At 63.5% G+C, this 22,081-nt stretch carries 24 protein-coding genes; 17 read left to right on the top strand and 7 right to left on the bottom strand.

Features of this window, described 5'->3' with window-relative positions; genetic code table 11:
• The first annotated feature begins 134 nt into the window (after positions 1 to 134).
• The 4 genes from MHY87_RS05530 (at position 135) to moaB (ending at position 3,294) form a co-directional block, all read left to right on the top strand.
• Positions 135 to 701 carry a methylated-DNA--[protein]-cysteine S-methyltransferase gene (locus MHY87_RS05530; protein ID WP_239350217.1) on the top strand — a complete coding sequence of 189 codons (567 nt, stop codon included), beginning with the start codon at positions 135 to 137 and terminating at the stop codon, positions 699 to 701.
• Positions 702 to 765: 64 nt separating this feature from the next.
• The gene (locus tag MHY87_RS05525) at positions 766 to 1,608 is read left to right on the top strand and encodes a uracil-DNA glycosylase family protein (RefSeq protein ID WP_239350215.1); all 843 of its coding nucleotides are present in this window, start codon (positions 766 to 768) and stop codon (positions 1,606 to 1,608) included.
• Positions 1,609 to 1,699: 91 nt separating this feature from the next.
• Positions 1,700 to 2,563, top strand: a complete 864-nt coding sequence (locus tag MHY87_RS05520) for a neutral zinc metallopeptidase (RefSeq protein WP_239350213.1) — start codon at positions 1,700 to 1,702, stop codon at positions 2,561 to 2,563.
• Between the two features lie 176 nt (positions 2,564 to 2,739).
• Entirely contained in the window at positions 2,740 to 3,294 is a 555-nt protein-coding gene (moaB, locus tag MHY87_RS05515) for a molybdenum cofactor biosynthesis protein B (RefSeq protein ID WP_239350211.1), read from the top strand.
• Between the two features lie 21 nt (positions 3,295 to 3,315).
• On the opposite strand, the gene MHY87_RS05510 is transcribed toward moaB, so the two are convergent.
• Both MHY87_RS05510 and MHY87_RS05505 read right to left on the bottom strand, forming a co-directional pair.
• The gene (locus MHY87_RS05510) at positions 3,316 to 3,861 is read right to left on the bottom strand and encodes a hypothetical protein (protein ID WP_239350209.1); all 546 of its coding nucleotides are present in this window, start codon (positions 3,859 to 3,861) and stop codon (positions 3,316 to 3,318) included.
• Between the two features lie 224 nt (positions 3,862 to 4,085).
• Positions 4,086 to 4,577: a hypothetical protein gene (locus MHY87_RS05505; protein ID WP_239350208.1), complete on the bottom strand. Its 492-nt coding sequence runs from the start codon at positions 4,575 to 4,577 to the stop codon at positions 4,086 to 4,088.
• Between the two features lie 127 nt (positions 4,578 to 4,704).
• On the opposite strand from MHY87_RS05505, the gene MHY87_RS05500 reads away from it, so the two are divergent.
• The 3 genes from MHY87_RS05500 (at position 4,705) to MHY87_RS05490 (ending at position 8,033) form a co-directional block, all read left to right on the top strand.
• A complete protein-coding gene (locus tag MHY87_RS05500; protein ID WP_370644844.1) occupies positions 4,705 to 5,874 on the top strand; it encodes a PA0069 family radical SAM protein in 1,170 nt (389 codons plus the stop codon).
• Between the two features lie 161 nt (positions 5,875 to 6,035).
• Positions 6,036 to 6,677 carry a ribonuclease HII gene (locus MHY87_RS05495; RefSeq protein WP_239350207.1) on the top strand — a complete coding sequence of 214 codons (642 nt, stop codon included), beginning with the start codon at positions 6,036 to 6,038 and terminating at the stop codon, positions 6,675 to 6,677.
• A gap of 159 nt (positions 6,678 to 6,836) precedes the next feature.
• Positions 6,837 to 8,033, top strand: a complete 1,197-nt coding sequence (locus MHY87_RS05490) for a site-specific DNA-methyltransferase (protein WP_239350205.1) — start codon at positions 6,837 to 6,839, stop codon at positions 8,031 to 8,033.
• A gap of 66 nt (positions 8,034 to 8,099) precedes the next feature.
• Here MHY87_RS05490 and MHY87_RS05485 read toward each other — a convergent pair whose 3' ends face one another.
• On the bottom strand, positions 8,100 to 8,942 hold the full coding sequence (locus tag MHY87_RS05485; protein WP_239350203.1) for an alpha/beta fold hydrolase: 843 nt from the start codon (positions 8,940 to 8,942) through the stop codon (positions 8,100 to 8,102).
• Positions 8,943 to 9,162: 220 nt separating this feature from the next.
• Between MHY87_RS05485 and MHY87_RS05480 the strand changes: the two genes are divergently transcribed.
• Complete coding sequence (locus tag MHY87_RS05480) at positions 9,163 to 10,059, top strand: LysR family transcriptional regulator (protein WP_239350201.1); 897 nt, start codon at positions 9,163 to 9,165, stop codon at positions 10,057 to 10,059.
• Positions 10,060 to 10,067: 8 nt separating this feature from the next.
• On the opposite strand, the gene MHY87_RS05475 is transcribed toward MHY87_RS05480, so the two are convergent.
• The 4 genes from MHY87_RS05475 to mutY form a co-directional block, all read right to left on the bottom strand.
• Positions 10,068 to 11,012: a phosphatidate cytidylyltransferase gene (locus tag MHY87_RS05475; RefSeq protein ID WP_239350199.1), complete on the bottom strand. Its 945-nt coding sequence runs from the start codon at positions 11,010 to 11,012 to the stop codon at positions 10,068 to 10,070.
• Positions 11,013 to 11,633, bottom strand: coding sequence for a 1-acyl-sn-glycerol-3-phosphate acyltransferase (locus MHY87_RS05470; RefSeq protein WP_239350197.1), 621 nt, complete (start codon positions 11,631 to 11,633; stop codon positions 11,013 to 11,015).
• Complete coding sequence (locus MHY87_RS05465; RefSeq protein ID WP_239350195.1) at positions 11,630 to 12,289, bottom strand: CDP-alcohol phosphatidyltransferase family protein; 660 nt, start codon at positions 12,287 to 12,289, stop codon at positions 11,630 to 11,632. Before MHY87_RS05465 ends, MHY87_RS05470 begins: the two co-directional genes overlap by 4 nt.
• Positions 12,290 to 12,378: 89 nt before the next feature.
• Positions 12,379 to 13,506, bottom strand: coding sequence for an A/G-specific adenine glycosylase (gene mutY, locus MHY87_RS05460; RefSeq protein WP_239350193.1), 1,128 nt, complete (start codon positions 13,504 to 13,506; stop codon positions 12,379 to 12,381).
• A 57-nt stretch (positions 13,507 to 13,563) separates the two neighbouring features.
• Here mutY and MHY87_RS05455 point away from each other — a divergent pair, with 57 nt between their 5' ends.
• The 9 genes from MHY87_RS05455 to MHY87_RS05415 all read left to right on the top strand — a co-directional run bounded on the left by MHY87_RS05455 (position 13,564) and on the right by MHY87_RS05415 (position 21,968).
• Positions 13,564 to 14,073 (top strand): DUF721 domain-containing protein, encoded by a 510-nt coding sequence (locus MHY87_RS05455; protein WP_239350191.1) that lies wholly within the window; start codon positions 13,564 to 13,566, stop codon positions 14,071 to 14,073.
• A 72-nt stretch (positions 14,074 to 14,145) separates the two neighbouring features.
• Positions 14,146 to 14,784, top strand: a complete 639-nt coding sequence (locus tag MHY87_RS05450) for a DsbA family protein (RefSeq protein WP_239350189.1) — start codon at positions 14,146 to 14,148, stop codon at positions 14,782 to 14,784.
• Positions 14,785 to 14,829: 45 nt separating this feature from the next.
• Positions 14,830 to 18,291, top strand: coding sequence for a chromosome segregation protein SMC (gene smc / locus MHY87_RS05445; RefSeq protein WP_239350187.1), 3,462 nt, complete (start codon positions 14,830 to 14,832; stop codon positions 18,289 to 18,291).
• A 361-nt stretch (positions 18,292 to 18,652) separates the two neighbouring features.
• Entirely contained in the window at positions 18,653 to 19,024 is a 372-nt protein-coding gene (locus MHY87_RS05440; RefSeq protein WP_239350185.1) for an AtpZ/AtpI family protein, read from the top strand.
• A 60-nt stretch (positions 19,025 to 19,084) separates the two neighbouring features.
• Complete coding sequence (locus tag MHY87_RS05435) at positions 19,085 to 19,813, top strand: F0F1 ATP synthase subunit A (RefSeq protein WP_239350183.1); 729 nt, start codon at positions 19,085 to 19,087, stop codon at positions 19,811 to 19,813.
• A 53-nt stretch (positions 19,814 to 19,866) separates the two neighbouring features.
• Positions 19,867 to 20,091 carry a F0F1 ATP synthase subunit C gene (locus MHY87_RS05430; protein ID WP_027315246.1) on the top strand — a complete coding sequence of 75 codons (225 nt, stop codon included), beginning with the start codon at positions 19,867 to 19,869 and terminating at the stop codon, positions 20,089 to 20,091.
• 104 nt (positions 20,092 to 20,195) lie between these two features.
• Positions 20,196 to 20,747 (top strand): F0F1 ATP synthase subunit B', encoded by a 552-nt coding sequence (locus MHY87_RS05425; RefSeq protein WP_239350181.1) that lies wholly within the window; start codon positions 20,196 to 20,198, stop codon positions 20,745 to 20,747.
• 10 nt (positions 20,748 to 20,757) lie between these two features.
• Positions 20,758 to 21,252 (top strand): ATP F0F1 synthase subunit B, encoded by a 495-nt coding sequence (locus MHY87_RS05420; RefSeq protein WP_239350179.1) that lies wholly within the window; start codon positions 20,758 to 20,760, stop codon positions 21,250 to 21,252.
• Between the two features lie 65 nt (positions 21,253 to 21,317).
• On the top strand, positions 21,318 to 21,968 hold the full coding sequence (locus tag MHY87_RS05415; protein ID WP_239350177.1) for an HAD family phosphatase: 651 nt from the start codon (positions 21,318 to 21,320) through the stop codon (positions 21,966 to 21,968).
• The last annotated feature ends 113 nt before the right edge of the window (positions 21,969 to 22,081 follow it).

Here is a 22,081-nt window from a genome sequence, read left to right as displayed (position 1 = left end):
ATTGATCTCAACCGGAAAGTTCCCTTTCAGCATAAGGTTATGCCGAAAGCCGATTATAGACGCCGTTTCAACGGCAAACGTGCCGGGGCTATCCTAAAGTTGCCCCTCCCCTTCGGGACGCCTAGAATGGCCCCATGCAGGATCACTCCTCCGAGCGCGTGGCGTTCCATACGCTTTTCGACACGCCTATCGGCGTTTGCGGCCTCGTCTGGAATGGGCGCGGAATCGTCGGCGTGCACTTGCCGGAGGACGATGCATCCAGGACGCGCAGCCGGATCGAGAAGCGCTTTCCGGAAAGCTCGGAAGCCTCACCACCGCCCGGCATTCAGGCCATCATCGACGATGTGGTTGCCCTGCTGAACGGCGAGCCGCGCGATCTGTCCCATGTCCCGCTCGACATGGAAGGCGTGCCGGAGCTTCACCGGCGTGTTTATGAGGTTGCTCTGAGCATCCCGCCCGGACGCCTCCTGACCTATGGAGAAGTCGGGTCGCGGATCGGTGTCGGCAACGCCCGGCTGATCGGGCAGGCTCTCGGCAAGAACCCGTTCCCCATCATCGTCCCCTGCCACCGTGTGGTCGCGGCGGGAGGCAAGCTCGGCGGTTTCTCGGCCAATGGCGGCGGCCAGACGAAGCTCCGGCTGCTCGCCATCGAGGACGCCCGGCGGGACGACAGCCCGACGCTCTTCGACCTGATTTCGTAATTGCTCGCAGTCCCTTGGCAAGCCTTGAGTTGTTCATCCGGTCCGGAATGCTTACATAGATCCCATGCAGGACCTCACCACCGACCGCGATGCTTTGAAGGCGCTCCTCGACTTCCATGTCGAGGCGGGCGTCGATCTTGCGCTCGACGAGACGCCGCATAACCGTTTCGCGGAACCGAAGGCGGAACCTGCCCGCCCCGCAAGCCAGGCTCCGCAAGGCCAGGCTTCTCGTGCCGCCCCCTCACCCGCATCGGCTCCCCCGCCTCGCGCCTTGCCGAAGGCCGCCGCCAGCGCGCCGGACGAGGTGGCGCTCATGGCCCGCGAGCAGGCGCGCCATGCGCAATCCCTGCAGGAGCTCGAAGCCATTCTTGCAGGCTTCGACGGGTGCGCCCTGAAATTCTCCGCCAAGAACCTCGCTTTCGCCGACGGCAACCCGGAAGGCCGGGTGATGCTGGTGGGCGAGGCCCCCGGCGCGGACGAGGACCGGATCGGCAAGCCCTTCATGGGCCGCTCAGGCCAGCTGCTCGACCGGATGCTCGCCACCATCGGCCTCGACCGGAGCCAAGTCTACGTGGCCAACATCGTGCCCTGGCGTCCGCCGGGCAACCGCACGCCGACCCCGCAGGAAATTGCGATCTGCAAGCCTTTCATCGCGCGCCAGATCGAGCTGGCGAACCCTAAATTCCTGCTTTGCCTCGGCGGCCCTGCCGCGCAGAACCTGCTCGGCCTGAAGGACGGCATCCTGCGCACACGCGGGCGTTGGTTCACCTACAAGACCGAGGACGGGCGCGAAATCCGCGCGCTTCCGACCCTGCATCCGGCCTATTTGCTACGCCAGCCCTTGCAGAAGCGCCTCGGCTGGCGCGACTTCCTGGCGTTGCGCCGGGCGCTCGACGCCAAGGAATAAGACGTCGACTTTTACCGCTGGTTCGGAACCGGGCTCTATGCTTACGCTTTAAGCCTCTGCATCGTGCTGCACGGCAGATTGAAGGTGGATCATGCGCTGGGACGACTTTCGGACTTCATCCAACGTGGAAGACCGCCGCGGCATGGGCATGGCCGGGGGCGGTGGCCTGGGGCTCGGCGCCATCGTCATTCTCGGCCTCGTCGGCTGGGCGCTAGGCATCGATCCGCGCATCCTGATCGGCGGCGCGGAAATGATCGCGGGCGGCGGCTCGGGCTATCAGCAGCAGCAGGGCAAACAGGGCACGCCGCAGGACGAGATGGGCCGCTTCGCCTCGGCCGTTCTCGGCAACACGGAAGACGTGTGGAAGGTCGTGCTGCCGCAACAGGCCAACCGCGAGTACCGCGAGCCGAAGCTCGTGCTGTTCTCCGGCGCGACGCGCTCCGGCTGCGGCGGCGCGCAATCGGCCATGGGGCCGTTCTACTGCCCGCTCGACCAGACCGTTTACATCGACCTCTCCTTCTTCCAGGAAATGCAGCAGCGCTTCCGCGCCGGCGGCGACTTCGCCTATGCCTATGTGCTCGCGCACGAGGTCGGCCACCATGTCGAAAACCTGCTCGGCATTTTGCCGCGCGTGCAGCAGCGCCAGCAAGAAGTCGGCGCGACGGAACGCAACCAGCTCTCCGTCCGCGTCGAGCTGATGGCCGATTGCCTTGCAGGCGTGTGGGCGCACCATTCCAACCAGCGCTGGCAATCGCTTGAGCCGGGCGACATCGAGGAAGCGATCCGCGCAGCCGAAGCCATCGGCGACGACCGTCTACAAAAGCAAGGCCAGGGCCGCGTCGTGCCGGACAGCTTCACGCACGGCTCGTCGGAACAGCGCATGCGCTGGCTGACGACCGGCCTGAAGAGCGGCTCGGTTCAATCCTGCGACACGTTCCGGGCGAGCAGGCTTTAAGAGCATATACAAAGACGTCATCCCGGACGGCAAAGCCGATCCGGGATCGCATAACAAGAATGGCGCCTTCTCCTGAAAACGATCCCGGATCTTCGCTGCGCTTCGTCCGGGATGACGCCTGTGGTCGAATGAATGGCTCTGCGCTACAAAGGCATCGATCACGCGAGATTGCTCTCATGCCCGGCATCGACGAAACGCTCACCTTCGTTCCGCTCTCCATGGCGGTCCTCACCGTGTCCGATACGCGCTCCCTCGACGAGGATACGTCAGGCGCGACGCTTGCTGATCGCATCGCGAAGGCAGGTCACTCACTTGAGGATCGCGCCATCGTGCCGGACGATATCGACGCCATCCGCACGAAGGTAAAGGGATGGATCGAAAATCCCGCCATCGACGTGATCATCACCACGGGCGGCACGGGCTTCACGGGACGCGACGTGACTCCGGAGGCCATCGAGCCTCTGTTCGAGAAGCGCATGGACGGCTTCTCCGCCATCTTCCACCGCATCTCCTACGAGAAGATCGGCACATCCACGATTCAGTCGCGCGCAACGGCGGGCGTGGCGAACGCCACCTTCATCTTTGTGCTGCCGGGCTCGCCCGGCGCCTGCAAGGATGCGTGGGACGGCATTCTCGCGACACAGCTCGATTATCGGTATCGCCCCTGCAATTTCGTGGAGATCATGCCGCGCCTCGACGAGCATCTGAAGCGCGGGAAGCTGAAAGCTTAAGAAACTGGCTGGCTCACCACCTCATGCGAGCGCAACACATTCCTCAATTGTAGAATCTAGAACGAGATCATCGCTTGCGCCCATGAGCCAGAGATGATCGATATCGAAACGCAGGAGCGTCCGATCCCACCAACGGTCGATGAGGGATGCGAGTGCCGCTGCCTCTGCCGCATCAAGATCATCTGTCAGGTTATAGAGACCGACGACATACAGATCCGTTTCGCGGCGACCAAGGATGCACTGTATCTGCCGGAAGACGTTTTCACCGTTCCGCTTTTCCGGATAGGCCCGCAGATATAGCCGCCCCCGGTTCACATTGCCGGAAAACATCCCTCGAAGTTCGACACTGATTGGACCTAATGCCGTCAACGCGCGCCGCTGCTCTTGATCGAGCACGGGCGGGACATCGGTCGAAAGCGAACCGCAGATCGTTGCGTGCAGCTTGTCCCATCGTTTGCCCAGGACGTCCCAGGCGACCTTTCCGGCGAACAGCGAGACTCTCATCTCGGCATCGAGATCGTTGTAAGCGGGCGATTGACGCAGCAGGTCATCGGGAACCGGCAGCACAAGCGAGAACACGCGCTCATGCCGTCCCATGACATAGGTCGCTCCCTCTCGCTTAGGGATGACCCGTGGATGCCCGGGAGCAACCAGAGGCAGGTGTGCGAGCCGATAAGCTTCGTCGAGAGGAAACCCCTCCCCTGACGCGAAGCGGGTTCGGCTGCGCTCATAGCCGAGCTCTGTGTCTGGACAGAACACGATTGCCGGAGATGGAGAATGCATGATGAGTTTCAGCCGAAAACCGGATCGCGTTCGATCCGTGCCGAAAGACGCACCGGCGTGCGGGCCTTCACTTCGTTGAGCAGCACGCGTCGATGCACGAGATCGCCGGCATGAACCTTTGACCGCAGAAATACGCGCCGCACGAGGCCGGAAACGCCTGCGCCCTGACGGCGGAAACGGGCGAGGCCCCGCTCAGGCTGAGCCAGGGTGACGAAGCGGTCGAGAACGCGGATCCAGCCTTCCTGCGGGATATCGCCGTCATCGAGGCAGAGCAGCCATTCGCGCCGGGCGGCTCTTGCCCCCTCCGCCCAGGACACCCCGTCGCCGACGATCAGGCTGGCGCCTGCGGCATCGGCCACCTTCACCAGCACCTCATCCTCTTCGCGCCCCATGATGACGGCATCGCCCACGAGCCCGGCCGCAACGGCGGGCACGAGAGCGCTCAAGGTGGCTGCCAGGGCCTCGGGCCCATGGGTGACGCGAACAAGAACGGTAATCATGGCCCTTCTTATAACCCCTCCCTGAGCAAACGTCGCCCGCTCAATAACCAGCAAGGGGACTTGATTTTGTTCTCATTATGTTCTGTTCTTATTATGTTCTGTTTCGCAGATTCGTCCGAGGCTCTTTATGTCTATCCGTTTCAAGGATCAGCCCGCTCCGCTCAGGCCCAAGCGCTCGCCCATCGAGGCGGCGGAGGCGGCGCGCCAGCGCATGGACGATCCGGCCTACCGGGTGGAGGTGGAGCGCCGCCGGGGCCGAGGCTCGATGGCCAATCCGAGCGGGCGCTACGAGCCCGCGCAGCGTGAGAGCTTCAACGACGGCTGGGACATCGAGGAGGAGTTGCCTCCCCTGCCCACCGAGGTGATCATCGAGAAGCCGCGCACGATCATCACCAAGAACGACTCGCCCGATATTCTTTTCGAGAAATCGATCAACCCCTATCGCGGCTGCGAGCACGGCTGCTCCTATTGCTTCGCGCGTCCCACGCACGCCTATCAGGGCCTGTCCTCAGGCCTCGATTTCGAGACCAAGATCTTCGCCAAGCCCAATGCCGCAGAGCTTTTGGAAAAAGAGCTGCGTGCCCCAAGCTACCAGCCGACCACCATTGCGCTCGGCGCCAACACCGATCCCTATCAGCCTGTGGAGCGGAAGTTCCGCATCACGCGCTCGATCCTCGAAGTGCTGAACCGCGCCAACCATCCCGTCGGCATCGTCACGAAGTCGGCGCTCGTGACGCGCGACATCGATATCTTAAGCCAGTTGGCCGACAAGCATCTGGTGAAAGTCGCGATCTCGATCACGACGCTCGACCCGAAGCTCGCGCGCAGGATGGAGCCTCGCGCCGCCGCGCCCGCCAAGCGCCTGGAGACCGTGCGCAAGCTCTCGGAGGCCGGCATTCCGGTGAGCGTGCTGGTCGCGCCCATCATCCCGGCCATCAACGATCACGAGATCGAGGAAATCCTCAAAGTCTCGCAGCAGGCCGGCGCGCAGGAGGCGGGCTATGTGCTGCTGCGCCTGCCGCACGACCTGAAGGATCTGATGCGCGACTGGCTGGTGGAGCACTACCCCGACAAGCTCAAGCACGTGTTCTCGCTGCTGCAGGAAGCGCGCGGCGGCAAGGATTACGATTCCGAGTGGAGCACGCGCCAATCGGGCGTCGGCCCCTATGCCTGGATGATCGGCCGCCGCTTCGAGACGGCGACGGAGCGGCTCGGGCTGAACCAGCGCAACCTGTCCCTGCGCAAGGACCTGTTCCGGGCGCCGGCCAAGGAGACGGGGCAGCTGAGCCTATTTTAATCCCAGGACGTCATCCCGGACGCCGAAGGCGAGCCGGGATCGTTTGCCGCGAGTGGCGCCTCATCCTGCATGCGATCCCGGATCTCCGCTTCGCTTTGTCCGGGATGACGAGGCGTAGAGGGTGATGATAGAAGCGGCTCTTAATCGCTTTGATCCCGCCCATGACCGCACCGATTCGCTTATCGAAAAAACCCGGCCTCGGCCTCGACCGCGAGCTTGCCGCCCGCGCTGAAGGTTATTCCTGCATCGTCGGGCTCGACGAGGTGGGGCGCGGCCCTCTCGCGGGGCCCGTAGTCTCGGCGGCGGTCGTGCTCGATCTCGACAACACGCCCCAGGGCCTGGCGGATTCGAAGGCGCTCTCCGCCCAGAAGCGCGAGGCGCTGTTCGCGGAAATCCTTGCCACGGCGAAGGTCGGCATCGCTTCGGTGTCCCATGCGGAGATCGACACCATCAATATCCGGCAGGCATCGCTGCTGGCCATGTGCCGCGCCATGGCGGCCCTTCCCTGCACGCCCGACATGGCGTTCGTGGACGGCAACGACCCACCGCGCCTGCCCTGCGTGACGGAAGCGGTGATCAAGGGCGATTCGAAGATTGCATCGATTGCAGCCGCCTCCATCGTCGCGAAAGTGGTACGCGACCGCATGATGGCGCGCCTTTCCGAGGCCTATCCGTCTTATGGATTCGCGAGCAACGCGGGCTACAGCACCAAGGTGCATCTTCAGGTGCTCGCCACCGACGGTCCCTGCCCGTTTCATCGGTTGAGTTTTGCGCCCTTGAAACAAGGGTTACTGGACCTGTAACCAAACCTAACGTGCGTTAATACAAAAAGCTCAATCTTTTCAATAAGTCGGCAAGTTTTGCCGACCCAAAATAGCACGTATTTTTTCTCCGTCATAAACGCGTTCTTTACCCTAACGGACGATGATCCTGAGTGTCAGTTGCGTAACCGGTGATCACCCATGGGTACCTCGCGTACCGGGGCTGCCGGCGCCGCCTCCCGGATTAGTGTCTCGCGTACCGGGCGGTCTGCGCCGGCTCCTCGGACGGGGCGTAAAACGCCCCTCTCCGTCCTGCCGAAGTCTCTTCCTCTCAATGAGATTCTTCTCGGCGATTGCATTGCCAATCTCGAGAAGCTTCCGCCTGAGAGCGTGGACGTGGTCTTCGCAGACCCGCCATACAATCTCCAGCTCGAACAGGCGCTGACGCGCCCGGACCAGAGCCTCGTCGATGCCGTCGACGACGACTGGGACAAGTTCGCGAGCTTTGCCGATTACGATGCGTTCACCCGCGCGTGGCTCTCCGCCGTGCGCCGCGTGATGAAGAAGAACGCGACGCTGTGGGTCATCGGCTCCTATCACAACATTTTCCGCGTGGGCGCGGCCTTGCAGGATCTCGATTTCTGGATCCTCAACGACATCGTGTGGCGTAAAGCCAACCCGATGCCGAACTTCAAGGGACGCCGCTTCACCAACGCGCACGAGACCATGATCTGGGCTTCGCGCGGCGCGGATTCGAAGGGCTATACCTTCCATTACGATGCGCTGAAAGCCGGCAATGAAGACGTGCAGATGCGCTCGGATTGGTTCATCCCGATCTGCACCGGCGACGAGCGCTTGAAAGATGCGGAAGGTAAAAAGGTGCATCCGACGCAGAAGCCGGAAGCTCTTCTCGCCCGCATCCTGCTCTCCTCGTCCAATCCGGGCGACGTGGTGCTCGATCCCTTCTTCGGCTCCGGCACCACCGGCGCCGTCGCGAAATTGCTCGGCCGCAACTTCATCGGCCTGGAGCGCGATCCGACCTATGCGAAGGCTGCGCGCAAGCGCATCGACGCGGTCGTGCCGCTCGACGACGTATCGGTCGCTGCTCCGCCGGAGAAGCGCACGGAAGTGCGCGTGCCGTTCCTTTCCCTCATCGAGGGCGGTTACGTGAAGGCCGGCGAGGTTCTGGTGGACGAACGCCGCCGTCACAAGGCCGTAGTGCGCGCCGACGGAACGCTGGCGCTCGGCCCCATCGTCGGCTCGATCCACAAGATCGGCGCACTCACGCAGGGCTTCCCCTCCTGCAACGGCTGGACCTTCTGGAACGTGGAGAGAGGCGGCAAGCTCATCTCCATCGACGAGTTCCGCACGAAGGTGCGGGCGGAAATGGCGGCGTAACGCTTAAGCACATTTTCTCTTCGTCATGGCCGGGCTTGTCCCGGCCATTTTCATTTCAGCACGGCATTAGCTGGACGAGAGCCACTCCAACAACTCCGCATCGAAGAGCTCGCTCTCCTCAAGCTGCGGCGTGTGCCCGCTCTTTTCGAACACGCGAACAGTCAAATCGCGGAAGCTGCCGCGATAGGCATCCCAGGTCGCATAAGGCGCGACGAGATAATCGTAGCGGCCGAGTGCGAGGAAGACCGGGATGTCGAGCTTGTCCAAGCCTTTTTGCACATCGAGATCGCGGAACGTCTCGCCCCAAAGATGGTCGAACACGGGCATGTTCACATGCACGCCCTCCCAGAGAAGCGTGGCATCATAGGTGTGATCGTACCAGCTCTTCGCGCCGAGACGAATGCAGAAGGTGATGAAGCGCTTGTCGGGCGCGGCCTCGATCTCGCCCGGCAACAAGGCGAGATCGCTCGCGAGCTTCGCCTTTCGTTCCGGACAGACGGATTCCTGCCAATAGCGTTCCGAGGCTTCCTGATGCGCCGCGCTATGGCTCGGGCCGGTGCCGATCATCACCACATGGGAGACATGGCTTGGATAGCGCTTGGCATATTCCAGCGCCATGTAGCCATGGCCCGAATGCCCGATAACGATCACCTTCTCATGCCCGAGATGGCGCCGCACGAGATCGATATCGTCGAGAACGACGTCGAGGGTGTAGTCCTCCGGCTTCATATCCCGCGAAGATTTCGCGAAGCCGCGATGATCCATGAAGATCAACTGCAGGGATTGCCTCAGGCCCTTCGAGAAGACCCGCGCATAATAGACCGCGCTGCCGATCACGATGGCAGGCATGCCATGCCCCTCGACGGAATAGGCCAGCTCGAAGCCGCCGGATGAAAGGGTGCCGCGCATGGTCGCCGCTCCTGATTGAAGAATGTGTGCTTCTCGCCCATGCCTTCAAACTTGTGAAGCCCTCGACCCTCGCCAAAACCGTAGAACGCTCTCATGCGGCTGACGGGCTGCAGGGGAACCCGCTTCCGGCGATGATCGCCCCATCCCCAACGAGGGCTTGTCCCCAAGGCCGGAACATTCTCTCTATGCCGAACCCCGTCAAACGTTTTAGCATCCTGTCATGGCTCACGCTTCTCACGATCCCTTCCGCCTCGCGCTCACAGAACCGTCCTGGGACGATCTCAGAATTTTCCTGGCCGTGGTGGCTCATGGATCGATGAACAGCGCGGCGAAGGCCTTAGGCCAGAGCCAGCCGACGATTGCCCGGCGCATCAAGGCGCTGGAGGAAACCGTCGGACTCGATCTTTTCCAACGCGGCCCCAACAATCTCGAACTGACGGAAGCCGGACAGGCGATCCTGGAAGCGGCTTCTCCCATGGGAGAAGCGGCAGGCATCGTGTCGCGCACGGCGGCCGCCTATCGCCCCGATCCCGATGCCCCGGTGCGGATCACGGCCACGTCCTCGGTCGCCATGTTCCTGACGCTTCATTCCGCGGAGCTGCACAAGGCCGCGGAGCCCGTGGAGATTTCCTATATCCCCACCCGCAAGAGACTCGATCTCGCCTCGGGCGAAGCCGACATCGCGCTGCGCATGCGAACCCTGCCTGAAGGCACGGACGATCTCGTGGCGCGCAAGGTCGGTCAGATCGCCTTCGCGATTTACGCCACCACGGACGAGCCCGAGGCCGTCATCGCCCCGCCGGAAGATCCGACCTTGTCGAAGCAAGCGGCCTATGTCGCCGAATTCGCGCAAGGCCGCACCATCGCGGCGCGCATCGGCGACATGCCCATCCGCTATCAGGCTGCAAAATCGGGCCTTGGCGCGGCCTTCCTGCCCTGCTGGCTCGGCGATTCCGATCCCGACCTCAAGCAGATCGTGAAGCCGGAAGGCGAGCTGATCGAGGACATTTTCCTCGTCATGCACCGCCGCAGCCGCAACCGCCCGAACGTGACGCGCGTGGCGAATGCGCTGGCCGCGTTGCTCAAGCGCAGTCACAAGACACTTGTTGGGGCATAACCTAAGCGTCAGACGGTATAGAAATAGCGTGTAAGGTGAAAGAACACGGGAGCCGCGAAGCTCACCGAGTCCATGCGGTCCAGAACGCCGCCATGCCCCTGCACCATCGTTCCCCAATCCTTCGCGCCCATGGAGCGCTTCACGGCGGAGAGCGATAGACCGCCGAGGAATCCTGCGATCACGATCATGCCTGCCATGGCGGCGGCAACCGGCGGTGAGAACGGCGTGATCCACCAGAGAGCGGCGCCCAGCGCCATGGCCGACAGGCCGCCGCCGACCAGGCCTTCGACCGTCTTGGACGGGCTGATGACAGGCGCGAGTTTCGTCCTGCCCATCAGCTTGCCGAAGACGTATTGCATCACGTCGCTGAACTGCACCACGGCGGTGAGGAAGAACAACAGCAGGAAACCCTGGCCTTCGTATCCGGGCACCGGAAGCAGAACCAGCGCGGGCGCGTGGCTGATGCAATAGACGGTGAGCATCACTGCCCATTGAATGCGGCTGATCCTCAAAAGGAAATTCACCGGGTCTCCCTGAAGCGACGAAAGGCTCGGCAGAAGAAGGAAGCCGTAAACCGGGATGAGGATCGTGAACAATCCGTACCAATCACTCCAGATCAGCCAATACTGCAGCGGCAGCAGGACATAGAAGGCGAAGGCCAGCGGCACGTGATCCGCGCGCTGCGTGGGGGTGAGCGAAATGAACTCGCGCAGGGTGTAGAATGACGTGAGCGCAAACAGCAGCACCGTCGCGGTGAAGCCCAGCGCATAGCAGGCCGCGAAGATCGCGATCATCACCCACCAGGCCTTGATGCGCGCATTCAGATTCTCGACCGTCGCTATTCCGCTGTCCGATGCCGCCTTGCGGGCAAGCACGGCGCCGATGCCTGAAGCAATCGCCAGGATCGAACCGGTGATGCCGAAGAGGATCAGGGATTTCTGAAGAAGCGTCATTTAAGCCATGACCTCGGAAGCAGGGGGAGCAAGCGCGGAAACGGCAGCCTGCGCGCGTTGCAGAAACTGCTCCTTCTCCTCATTCTCGATCGGCGCGAGAGGAGCACCGAAATGCGCGCTGCAAATGATGGGAAGGGGCAGCATGGCTCCCTTCGGCATCGCCCGTGCGGGATTGTCGAGATAGACCGGAATCAGCTCCGCGTTCGGAAACTCTTTTGCAAGCCGGTAGAGCCCGCTCTTGAAGGGTCCGGGCAACCGATTGGCGCTGCGCGTGCCTTCCGGAAACAGGATCAGCGAATGTCCCTCGCTCAGCACCTTGCGCAAGGGCTCCAGCGCCTCGCCGGGAGCCGACGATCCCGAGCGATTGATCAGGACGGCATTGAGGCCTTTCTGCGCGATGAGGCGCTTGATGGTCCCCTGCCCCCAATAATCAGCAGCCGCCGCCGGATGAGTCGTCGCGCGCAAAGTTTTCGGCAGTGCGGACCACAGCAGCAGCGTATCGATATGGCTGCCGTGATTGGCGAAATAGATGCGCTGCTTCTCATCCGGGCGAGTGCCGATCCAGCGCGCATGCCCGCCGACGAGAAAGCGCGTGAGGCCGATGAGAACGAGGTCGATCATGGCTGCTCCTCGATACGGCCAGCGACCGCTTTCAAACGCGTCACGCAAGTGACGAGCGACCCGATCAAAATGATCCAGGCGGCGATGAGCAGCACATAGCGCTCCTGCCAGATGAACGCTTCGACAAGCGCGAGCGCGCAAGCGCCGGTCAGTAGCGCCATGCGATGCTGCTTCGCCATTGGCCCGCGGAAATCCTGAACTTGTCCGAGCGCGCCGCCGAACACGCGGATATAGGCCGTCAAGGCAGCGGCGAGAGCGCAAGCCCATCCGAGCGAGGGAGAGCCTGCTGCAAATCCCAATGCGACAAGCAGCATCGTGTCGGCGATGCGATCCGGAATCTCGTTGTAGAGCACGCCGACCGGAGAGCCGCGCCCGCCTTCCACAGCCACCATGCCGTCGAGAAGGTTGCACAACAGGCGCAACTGAATGCCTGCGATCGCGACGAGATAAAGCAGAGGATGCGCGGGCGCATAAGCGAGAGCCAAAGCACCGAAGCCTGCAAAGGCGATACTCGCCACCGAGATCTGGTTGGGCGTGAAGGAGGTTTTCAGAAGCGCTTGCGTGAGCTTTTGCGCAAAGCCGCTGCTGCGGGCAGCGATGGGCCGTCTGGCATCGGACTTCGCGTTGCCCGTGCACTCATCCGGTTGCGTGGCCATCGAACAATCTCGGTAAAGCGGGAATGAGGTAACTTGGTTGCGATTCCCTATCACCGTGACGGCTCAAGCGTCAAAAGGAAACCCGGCGATCATCCCGATGCACCGGGAGTTTTGGCCTTCTTAGGTGAGCCTTTTGCGCTCGCTCCCGGCAGATCGCCCAGCGCATGCGCGAGCACCTTCTTCATGGCACCGGGCAGCGCCTCTTCATGCAGTTGAAGACGCGGTGTCCAGCGCATGTCGAAGGGTGCGGGCGTACCCTTTGGCACTTTCGCGAAGAGCACCGTCAGCTCCAGCGGGAAATGCGTGAAGACGTGGCGCACATGGCCCGGCAGGCGCTGCCAGCGCGCTTCGATGGGCGCGTCCAATACGGCGCGGGAAGGCTCGTAAGCGGGTTCCCAATCGCTCGTCGGCGGCTCGGCCATGCCGCCGAGCAAACCTGTCGGCGGGCGGGTGCGCAAAAGGATCGTATCGTCGGCGCGCAAGACCACGAAGGCCGCGCCCTTGCGCAGCTGCCCTGTCTCTTTCTTCTGCTTCTTCGGAAACGTCTCCTGCAGGCCTGCGGCGCGGGCCTGACACGGCTTCATCCATGGGCAGAGTGCGCAGGCAGGGCGCTTGGGCGTGCAGATGGTTGCGCCGAGATCCATCACCGCTTGCGCGAAATCGCCGGGCCGGTCCTCCGGCACCAATTCCTCGGTCAATGCGCGGATGAGGGGCTTTGCCTTCGGCAGCGGCTCCTCGATCATGAAGAGGCGGGACATGACCCGCTCCACATTGCCGTCGACGGCAGCCGCTTTCTGGTTGAACGCAATCGCCGCCACGGCCGCCGCCGTATAGGCGCCGATCCCGCGCAGCTTCAGAAGCTCGGCCTCGGTCGGGGGAAACTCGCCGTCATGTTTTTCCACAACCGCCTTGGCGCAGGCATGGAGATTGCGGGCGCGGGAATAATAGCCGAGCCCCGCCCAGGCCTGCATGACCGAATCCGAGGGAGCCTCGGCCAAGGCTTCGACCGTGGGGAAGCGTTCCAGGAAATTGAGGTAGTAAGGTTTGACCGCAGCGACCGTCGTCTGCTGCAGCATGACCTCTGAAAGCCAGACGCGGTAAGGGTTTGCGGTCTCGCCGGGCTTCGCGCGCCATGGCAAGTCGCGCCGGTGACGGTCGTACCAGGCAAGCAGGTCCTGCGGGTCAGGCTTGGTCGCGCTCGAAGCGGGCGTTAACATGGGATTTGGAATAGCGGTCTAAACGAAATATTCCAACGCGGCTTTTGGACATTCAACATGAGACGACCGAGGCCCCTGGCCCGCCCCCTCGCCGAGTTTCTCGACGTCTGTCTCTCCCCGAGTCTGGCGGCACAAGGCTTTGCCACCTCGGACATCATCATGGCCTGGGCCGAGATCGTGGGCGAGCGGCTCGCCGCCTTCACCCAGCCGCTGAAGATCGAATGGAAGCGAAAGGCCCCCCATGCGGATCCGGAGGCGAGGCCGGAGCCGGCCACCCTCGTCATCCGCGTGGAAAGCGCCTTCGCGCTCGAACTTCAGCACATGGCCCCCACAGTCATCGACCGGGTCAACACCTATTACGGCTGGCGCTGCATCGGAAAGATCGTGCTGAAACAAGGCCCCGTGCGGCGGGTTGACAAGAAACGGCCCCCGGCGCCCGTCCTCTCCGAGGCCGACAGGGCGAAGGTCGGCTCCGCCATCGCGGGTGTTGAGGAAGATGGCCTCAAGGCAGCCCTGGACCGGCTGGGCCAGGCCATCGTCAGCTCCGGTTCACGCACGAAAGCGTGAGATAACGGGCGCTTGCCTCCACGCTCAAGGCATTCTACCGCAGAGCCACATCTCTTCAGGAGTTCCCCTCACATGATCACCCGGCGTCAGACGCTTCAGCTTCTCGGAACCGCAGCCGTTACCGCCTATGTCGCCACAAGCCTCCCGGCGCTCGCCCAGAACGTGGCCGTTCAGGATCTGGCTCAGGCAGGCCCCCTCGGCGACGTGGCCCTCGGCCCGGAGAACGCCAAGGTCACCATCATCGAGTACGCCTCGCTGACCTGCTCCCACTGCGCCAATTTCCATGCCACCACCTGGCCGGAGCTGAAGAAGCGCTACATCGACACGGGCAAGATCCGCTTCATCCTGCGGGAATTCCCCCTCGATCCGCTCGCGACCGCCGGCTTCATGCTCGCCCGCTGCGACGGCAACGACAAGTTTTACCCCGTCACCGACATGCTCTTCGAGCAGCAGAAAAACTGGGCGTTTGTGGACAAGCCCGTCGATGGGCTCCGCTCGCTCCTGAAGCAGGCAGGTTTTTCACAGGAAAAATTTGATGCTTGCCTCAAGGACCAGAAACTTTATGACGCAGTCAATTCGGTGAAGAACCGGGGTATGGAGCAATTCAACGTAGACTCCACGCCAACTTTCTTCATCAATGGCCAGCGTCATCCGGGAAGCCTGTCGATCGATGAGATTGAAAAGGTCATCAAGCCTCTGCTGGGCGAGTAAGCCCCTTCAACCTGCCCTTAACGGGCGGGGCGCGAAGGTGTGTCCATGAAGCTGACGCGCCTTCGCATCGCAGGGTTCAAAACCTTCGTCGAGCCGACCGACTTCCTGATCGAGCCGGGCCTGACCGGCGTGGTCGGGCCGAACGGCTGCGGCAAATCCAACCTCATGGAAGCCCTGCGCTGGGTGATGGGTGAAAACTCTCACAAGAACATGCGCGCCACGGGCATGGACGACGTCATCTTCTCCGGCTCAGGCGGGCGACCGGCCCGCAACTGGGCCGAGGTGATGCTCACCATCGACAATATCGAGCGCACGGCTCCCGCCGCCTTCAACGATGCGGATGTCCTTGAAATCTCGCGCAAAATCGAGCGTGAGGAAGGCTCCACCTATCGCGTGAACGGCAAGGAAGTGCGCGCCCGCGACGTGCAGATCCTGTTCGCGGACGCCGCCACCGGCTCGCGCTCGCCCGCCCTCGTCCGCCAGGGCCAGATCAGCGAGATCATCGCGGCCAAGCCCCAGGCCCGCCGCCGCATCCTCGAAGACGCCGCCGGCATCGCGGGCCTCCATGCCCGCCGCCACGAGGCGGAACTGCGCCTGAAGGCCGCCGAGGACAACCTGGTCCGCGCCGAGGACGTGATCCGGGAGCTGGAAAGCCAAGTCGAAAGCCTGAAACGCCAGGGCCGCCAAGCCTCGCGCTACAAAAATCTCTCCTCCGAGATCCGCCGCCTCGAAGCGCTGATGTACGCCATCGCCTATGCCGATGCGCGCGATCAGGCCGCCGCCGCCGAGCGCCAGGTCGCCGAGGACCTCAAGGCCGTTGCCGACCTCACCGAGGCGCAGACCCAGAGCGCCACCGCCCAGGCGGTTGCCGCCCACCACATTCCTGCCCTGCGCCAGGCCGAGGCCGAGGCCGCCGCTGCTCTGCAGCGCCTCACCCACGCCCGCAACGAGCTGGAATCCGAGGAGCGCCGCTCCAAGGACCGCGTGGTGGAGCTGGAGCGCCATATCGGCGACCTGAACCGGGACATCGCCCGCGAGGCCGCTCAGCGCGCCGACGCGGAAGCCACCATCGAGCGTCTTCAGGTCGAGGCCGCCGAGATCGCCCAGACCACGGACGGGGCCGACGACGTTCGCGCCGAGAACGAAGAACGGCTTCAGACGGCGGAAGCCGCACTGGCTGAAGCCGAAGCGGCGCTGAGCGCCCTTCAGGCCCAGACCTCCGACCTCAATGCCCGCCGCGCCTCCCTTGAGCGCTCCGTGCGCGAGGAAATGGAGCGCGCCGCACGCTTCCGCTCCGAGAAGGAGCGTCTGGAGCGCGAGATCGAGGCGCTGTCCGCCTCCTCGACCCATGACGGCCCGCCCATCGACGACCTGCGCGAGGAAACCGCGCTCGCAGAGGAAACCGCCCAGGCTTCCGAAGAGGCCGTGATCGAGGCCCGTGAGGCTGTGGCCGCTGCCCGCGAGCTGGAAAACCGTCTGCGTCAGCCTCTCAACGAGGCCGAGCGCAAGGCGCAGCGCCTCGAGACCGAGGTTCTGACGCTCGCCAAGCTCGTCACCTCCGCCACCGGCGACCTCTGGCCCCCGGCCCTCGACCAGATCACGGTCGAGAAGGGTTATGAAGCAGCGCTCGGCGCCGCGTTGGGCGACGATCTCGAAGCCTCGACCAATCCGTCCGCCCCGCATCACTGGGAAATGACCGGTGCCGGCGAGAGCGACCCCCGTCTGCCGGACGGCGTGCGTTCGCTGGCCGACGTCGCCCGCGCCCCTGTGGAGCTGCAGCGCCGCCTGCGCCAGATCGGCGTGGTGAGCCGCGCCGACGGCCTGCGCCTTCGCAACCTCCTGAAGCCCGGTCAGCGCCTCGTTTCGCAGGAAGGCGACCTGTGGCGTTGGGACGGTTTCACCACCGCAGCCGAAGCACCCTCCCCGGCCGCCCGCCGCTTGGCCGAAAAGAATCGCCTGGGCGATCTGGAGCGTGAAGCAGCGGAAGCCCGCGAAGAGGCCGAGCAGCTGCGCCATGAGGCTGAAGGCGCTCTCGAAGCTGTCCGCCAAGCGGCATCGCGCGAAATGCAGGCCATCGAGGCTGCCCGTCAGGCCCGTCAGGCCCTCGACGCCGCCCGGACCCGTTTGTCTGTCGCAGAGCGCAAGGAAGCCGAACTCGGCCAGCGCCGCTCGGCCCTCCAGGAAGGCCTGACCCGCCTTTCCGAGAGCGAGGCCGAGGCGCTTGAGCGCGTGCAGGATGCGGAGACCGCCCTGCAGGATCTCGCTCCCGCGCCCGATCTCGAAAGCCGCCTGCTCGAAGAGCGCACCCGCGTCGCAGAGCGCCGCGCCGCCGCTTCCGAGGCGCGCGCCGCCGTGCAGTCGCTCATGCACGAAGCCGAGCTGCGCCGCCGCCGCCAGGATTCGATTGCCTCCGATATCCGCCTCTGGACCGAGCGCACCGCCCGCGCCGCCAAGGCCCAGGAGGACCTGGGCGAGCGCCTCGAGCGCGCCCAGGACGAGCACCAGCGCCTGCTGGAGGCTCCCGACACCTATCTCCAGCGCCGCCGCGCCCTCATCAACGAGGTCGAGGAGGCGGAAGCCCGCCGCAAGGAAGCCGCCGACCGGCTTGCCGATGCGGAGACCGGCCTTGCCGAGACGGACCGCAGCGCCCGCGCGGCCCTCGAAGCCCTGGCTGCTGCCCGCGAGGCCCGCGCCGGTTCGCAGGCCCGTCACGAGGCCGCCGTCCAGCGTCTTGCCGAGATCACCCGCAACATCGCGGAAAACCTCGAAACCACCCCTGCCGGCCTCATCGAGATGGCGGGCCTGCGGGAAGTGACCGAGCTTCCGCCGCATGCGGAAATCGAATCGAAGCTTCACTCCCTCAAGGCCGACCGCGAGCGCCTCGGCGCCGTGAACCTGCGCGCCGACGAGGAACTGACGGAGCTCGAAGCCAAGTATACGAGCATCGCCACCGAGCGCGACGATCTGGTCGAGGCCATCAAGCGCTTGCGCCAGGCCATCGGCAGCCTCAACCGCGAAGGCCGTGAGCGCCTGCTCGCCGCCTTTGACGTGGTCAACGGCCACTTCAAGAACCTCTTCACCACCCTCTTCGGCGGCGGCACGGCGGAACTGACCCTGGTCGATTCGGACGATCCGCTCGAAGCAGGCCTCGAAATCCTCGCCCGTCCGCCGGGCAAGAAGCCCCAGAGCATGACCCTGCTCTCGGGCGGCGAGCAGGCGCTCACCGCCACTGCGCTGATCTTCGCGGTGTTCCTCACGAATCCCTCACCGATCTGCGTGCTGGACGAGGTGGACGCGCCCCTCGACGACGCGAACGTGGAACGCTATTGCGCCCTTCTGGAAGAGATGTCCAAGCAGACGGAAACCCGTTTCGTGGTCATCACCCACAACCCGATCACCATGGCGCGCATGGACCGTCTCTTCGGCGTCACCATGGCCGAACGGGGCGTCTCGCAGCTGGTGTCGGTCGACCTCCAGAGCGCCGAGCGCATTCTTGAGGTGGCCTAGAGCATCGTCGGACCCAGCGGGCCGCGCCAGCGACCCGTAGGGCCACGTAGTGAAAAGTGGTTCCGGTTTTCCGCCCGAACGATGCTCTCGTTTAGGAATGGAAGCATCGGGTTGGTCCCAAAAGTGCAAAAGCACTTGTGGGCCCGATGCTGTAAGGCTTTCAGCCCCGCCACGCTTCAGCCTCAAAAACGTGTGTGCTTTCTGCCCAAGCACACCCAAAAACGCACTTATTGCAACAGCATCAAGCACTTAGATGTTTTCAGACGGTCCTTGACAGGGGGGACCCCCGCTCATATGTTGCGCCCGTCTTTCGGGGCTAGGCTTCCAAGCATTTTCCCGCAACGCTTTTCAGGAGATCGCGATGGCGGACCCTACCGAGCGGAACGGTGAAAATGAGCGGAAACCGGATGGTGCCGACGATGCTAATCTTTCGACGAGGCTGAAATCTCTCGATGCACGGATCTCTCAAGCATCCGTGCAGCACGCAGAGGCTGAACCTCGTGAACGACCAAAGCAGGACAACACCGCGATCGGCCAAGCCTTTAGGTATTCGGCCGAATTCGTTTCAGGGGTTCTTGCAGGCGGTGTCTTAGGTTGGCTCGTCGACAAACTATTCGGCGTTTCGCCTTGGGGTCTCATAATTTGTCTCATCCTCGGCTTCTGCGCCGGCATGCTCAATCTTCTTCGAGCATCAGGCACGATCAAGCCGGCCCGGTATGACGACAAAAAGTGAGAAGTCTCGGTTCCGGCAACGTTTATACAGCAGCGCAACAACAGGATTTGAGAGCGGATCATGGCTAGCCCGATCGAGCAATTCCAGGTCAAGCCCATCATTCCCGCCATCAATTTCACCAATTCATCGCTGTTCATGATCGGCGCAGCCGCCGTCATCGTCGGCGGCCTGCTTTATGCCACCCGCAAGAAGGCGCTGATCCCCGGTCGCGCTCAGTCGGTTGCCGAAATTCTGCACGATTTCGTGGCGAACACCCTGACCGACACGACGGGCCGCGAAGGCATGAAGTTCTTCCCCTTCGTGTTCTCGCTCTTCATGTTCGTGCTGACGGCAAACCTGCTCGGCATGATCCCCGGCTTCTTCACCACCACCAGCCAGATCGTCGTGACCTTCGCGCTCGCGTTTCTGGTGATCGGTACCGTCATCGTCTACGGTTTCGTTGCTCACGGACTGCACTTCCTGCACCTCTTCACGCCGTCGGGCGTGCCGGGCTGGCTGTTGCCCTTCATCACCGTGATTGAGATCATCTCCTTCCTCTCGCGTCCGATTTCGCTCTCGCTGCGTCTCTTCGCGAATATGCTCGCCGGCCACATCGCTCTGAAGGTCTTCGGCGGCTTCGTGGTGTCGCTCGGCACCGCCGGCATCGGCATCGCTCTTCTTTCCCCTCTTCCGCTTCTCATGGCGGTTGGTCTTACGGCGCTCGAGTTCCTCGTCGCCGCTCTGCAGGCCTATGTCTTCACGGTGTTGACCTGCATCTACCTCAACGACGCTTTGCACCCGGGACACTAAGGCTCGGCGTCGTCCCCTTCCTCTCTCCCGATCATCACCCCTAGGAGATCACGATGGATCCTATCGCTTTCAAATACCTCGGCGCAGGCCTCGCCTGCTTCGGCATGGGCCTCGCCGCTCTCGGCGTCGGCAACATCTTCGGCAACTTCCTGTCGGGCGCTCTGCGTAACCCGTCGGCTGCCGACGGCCAGTTCGCTCGCGCGTTCATCGGTGCGGCGCTCGCGGAAGGTCTCGGCATCTTCTGCCTCGTCGTCGCCCTTCTCCTGCTGTTCACCTAATCCACTTCCTTCGGTGATCGGGAGAGCAAGGCGCATTGCGTGCCTTGCTTGAGACAGTGACGGCGGACAACCCGCCGTCATTTCCACATTCCAGGACCATTTCAATGGCTCAGGCTCAGACGACCCAGGCTGGTACGGAAGCACACGGCGGCGCCCACCCGGCGGATGCCACCTTCCCGCCTTTCGCGACGGAAACCTTCGCTGGTCAGCTCATCTGGCTCGCGATCACCTTCGTGCTGCTTTACACGCTTCTCTCGAAGTTCGTTCTGCCGCGTCTTTCCGGCATCATCGAGAACCGCCGTTCGCTGATCGCGAAGGATCTCGACGAGGCTGCCGCCATGAAGACCCGCGCGGAAGAGGCAGGCGCCGCCTACGAGAAGGCTCTGGCCGAGGCCAAGGGCCGCGCTCAGGCTCTCGCCCAGGAAACCCGCGCCAAGCTCGCCGCTGAGAGCGACGCCAAGCGCAAGGGCCTGGAAGCCGACCTCAACAAGCGTCTGGCCGAATCCGAGGCCACCATCGCTGCCAAGAAGACGCAGGCCATGAGCCATGTCCGCGGCATCGCCGCCGAGACGGCTACAGCCATCGTCGAACGGATCACCGGCAAGGCCCCTGCTCCGCAGACGGTCGAAGCCGCCCTCGATCAGACCAAGGCGTAAGGAGAGCCCCATGTCCGCGCTTCTTGCCAATCCCACTTTCTGGGTCGCCGTCGCCCTCTTCATCTTCATCGGCGTCCTGTTCTATTACGGCGTTCCCGGCAATGTCGGAAAACAGCTCGATTCCCGCGGCAAGCGCATCGCCGACGAACTCACCGAGGCCAAGCGCCTGCGTGAGGACGCCGAGAAGCTCCTGAAGGAATTCGAAGCCAAGCGCGCCGCCGCCGAGCGCGAAGCCGCCGAGATCGTCTCCAACGCCAAGGACGAGGCCGAGCGCCTGGCCCGCGAGGCTCAGGAGAAGATGGCCGACTTCGTGCAGCGCCGCACCGCTTCCGCCGAAGCGAAGATCGCCCAGGCCGAGGCTCAGGCCTCCGCCGAGGTCCGCGCCGCCGCCGTCGACGCCGCCGTCAAGGCTTCCGAGCGCGTACTGCGCCAGGAGGTCACCGGAAACGCCGCTTCGGCACTGGTGTCCAAGGGCCTCAACGACGTGCGCACGAAGCTGCAATAAGCTTCGCAAACAACGCAATGTTTCAAAGGCCGCCCTCAAAGGCGGCCTTTTTGCTGAGAGAAACCATGCTGCTGATTTTCGATTGCGACGGCGTTCTGGTGGATTCAGAACCGCTTGCCTGCCAGGTGGACGCCGATGTTCTGGGCGCCCTCGGCCTGCCCTACACTGCTGAGGAGATTACGCGGCAATTCGTCGGCAAGAGCATGAAGGACATGATCGCCCGCATCGAGGCGGACCATGCCTGCACGTTGCCTGCGGATCTCACGGAACGGATCAACCGCACCCTTTTCGCGCGCTTCGAGACCGACCTGAAGCCCATCGCAGGCGTGCGCGACGCCATTCTTGCCCTGCCCTATCCGCGCTGCGTCGCGTCGTCCTCCGTGCCGGAGCGAATCGCCTTGTCGCTGCGTGTGACAGGCCTCGCCGATCTTTTCGAAAACGTTTTCAGCGCGACGATGGTCACGCGCGGCAAGCCTGCGCCGGACCTGTTTTTGCTCGCCGCAGAACGGATGGGCGCCAAGCGTGAAGACTGCATCGTGATCGAGGATTCCCCCGCAGGCGTTCAAGCCGCGATTGCAGCAGGAATGCCTGTGATCGGCTTTACGGGCGGAGGGCATTGCGGGCCTGGACATGCGGAGAGTTTGCGGCAGGCGGGTGCCCCGGTTGTCATTGAGCAGATGACGGATTTATCGGGGGCAGTGCAGGCGCTCGCGTAGGCCCAGCGTCATCCCGGACGAAGCGCAGCGCAGATCCGGGATCGTCCGCAGAATAAAGCGCCATTCTCGTCACGCGATCCCGGGTTCCGCTCCGCGGTCCCGGGATGACGATA

The organism is Microvirga sp. ACRRW (genome assembly GCF_022346925.1).
In the GTDB taxonomy this organism is placed as follows: domain Bacteria; phylum Pseudomonadota; class Alphaproteobacteria; order Rhizobiales; family Beijerinckiaceae; genus Microvirga.
This window is presented reverse-complemented; position numbering and strand designations above follow the sequence as displayed.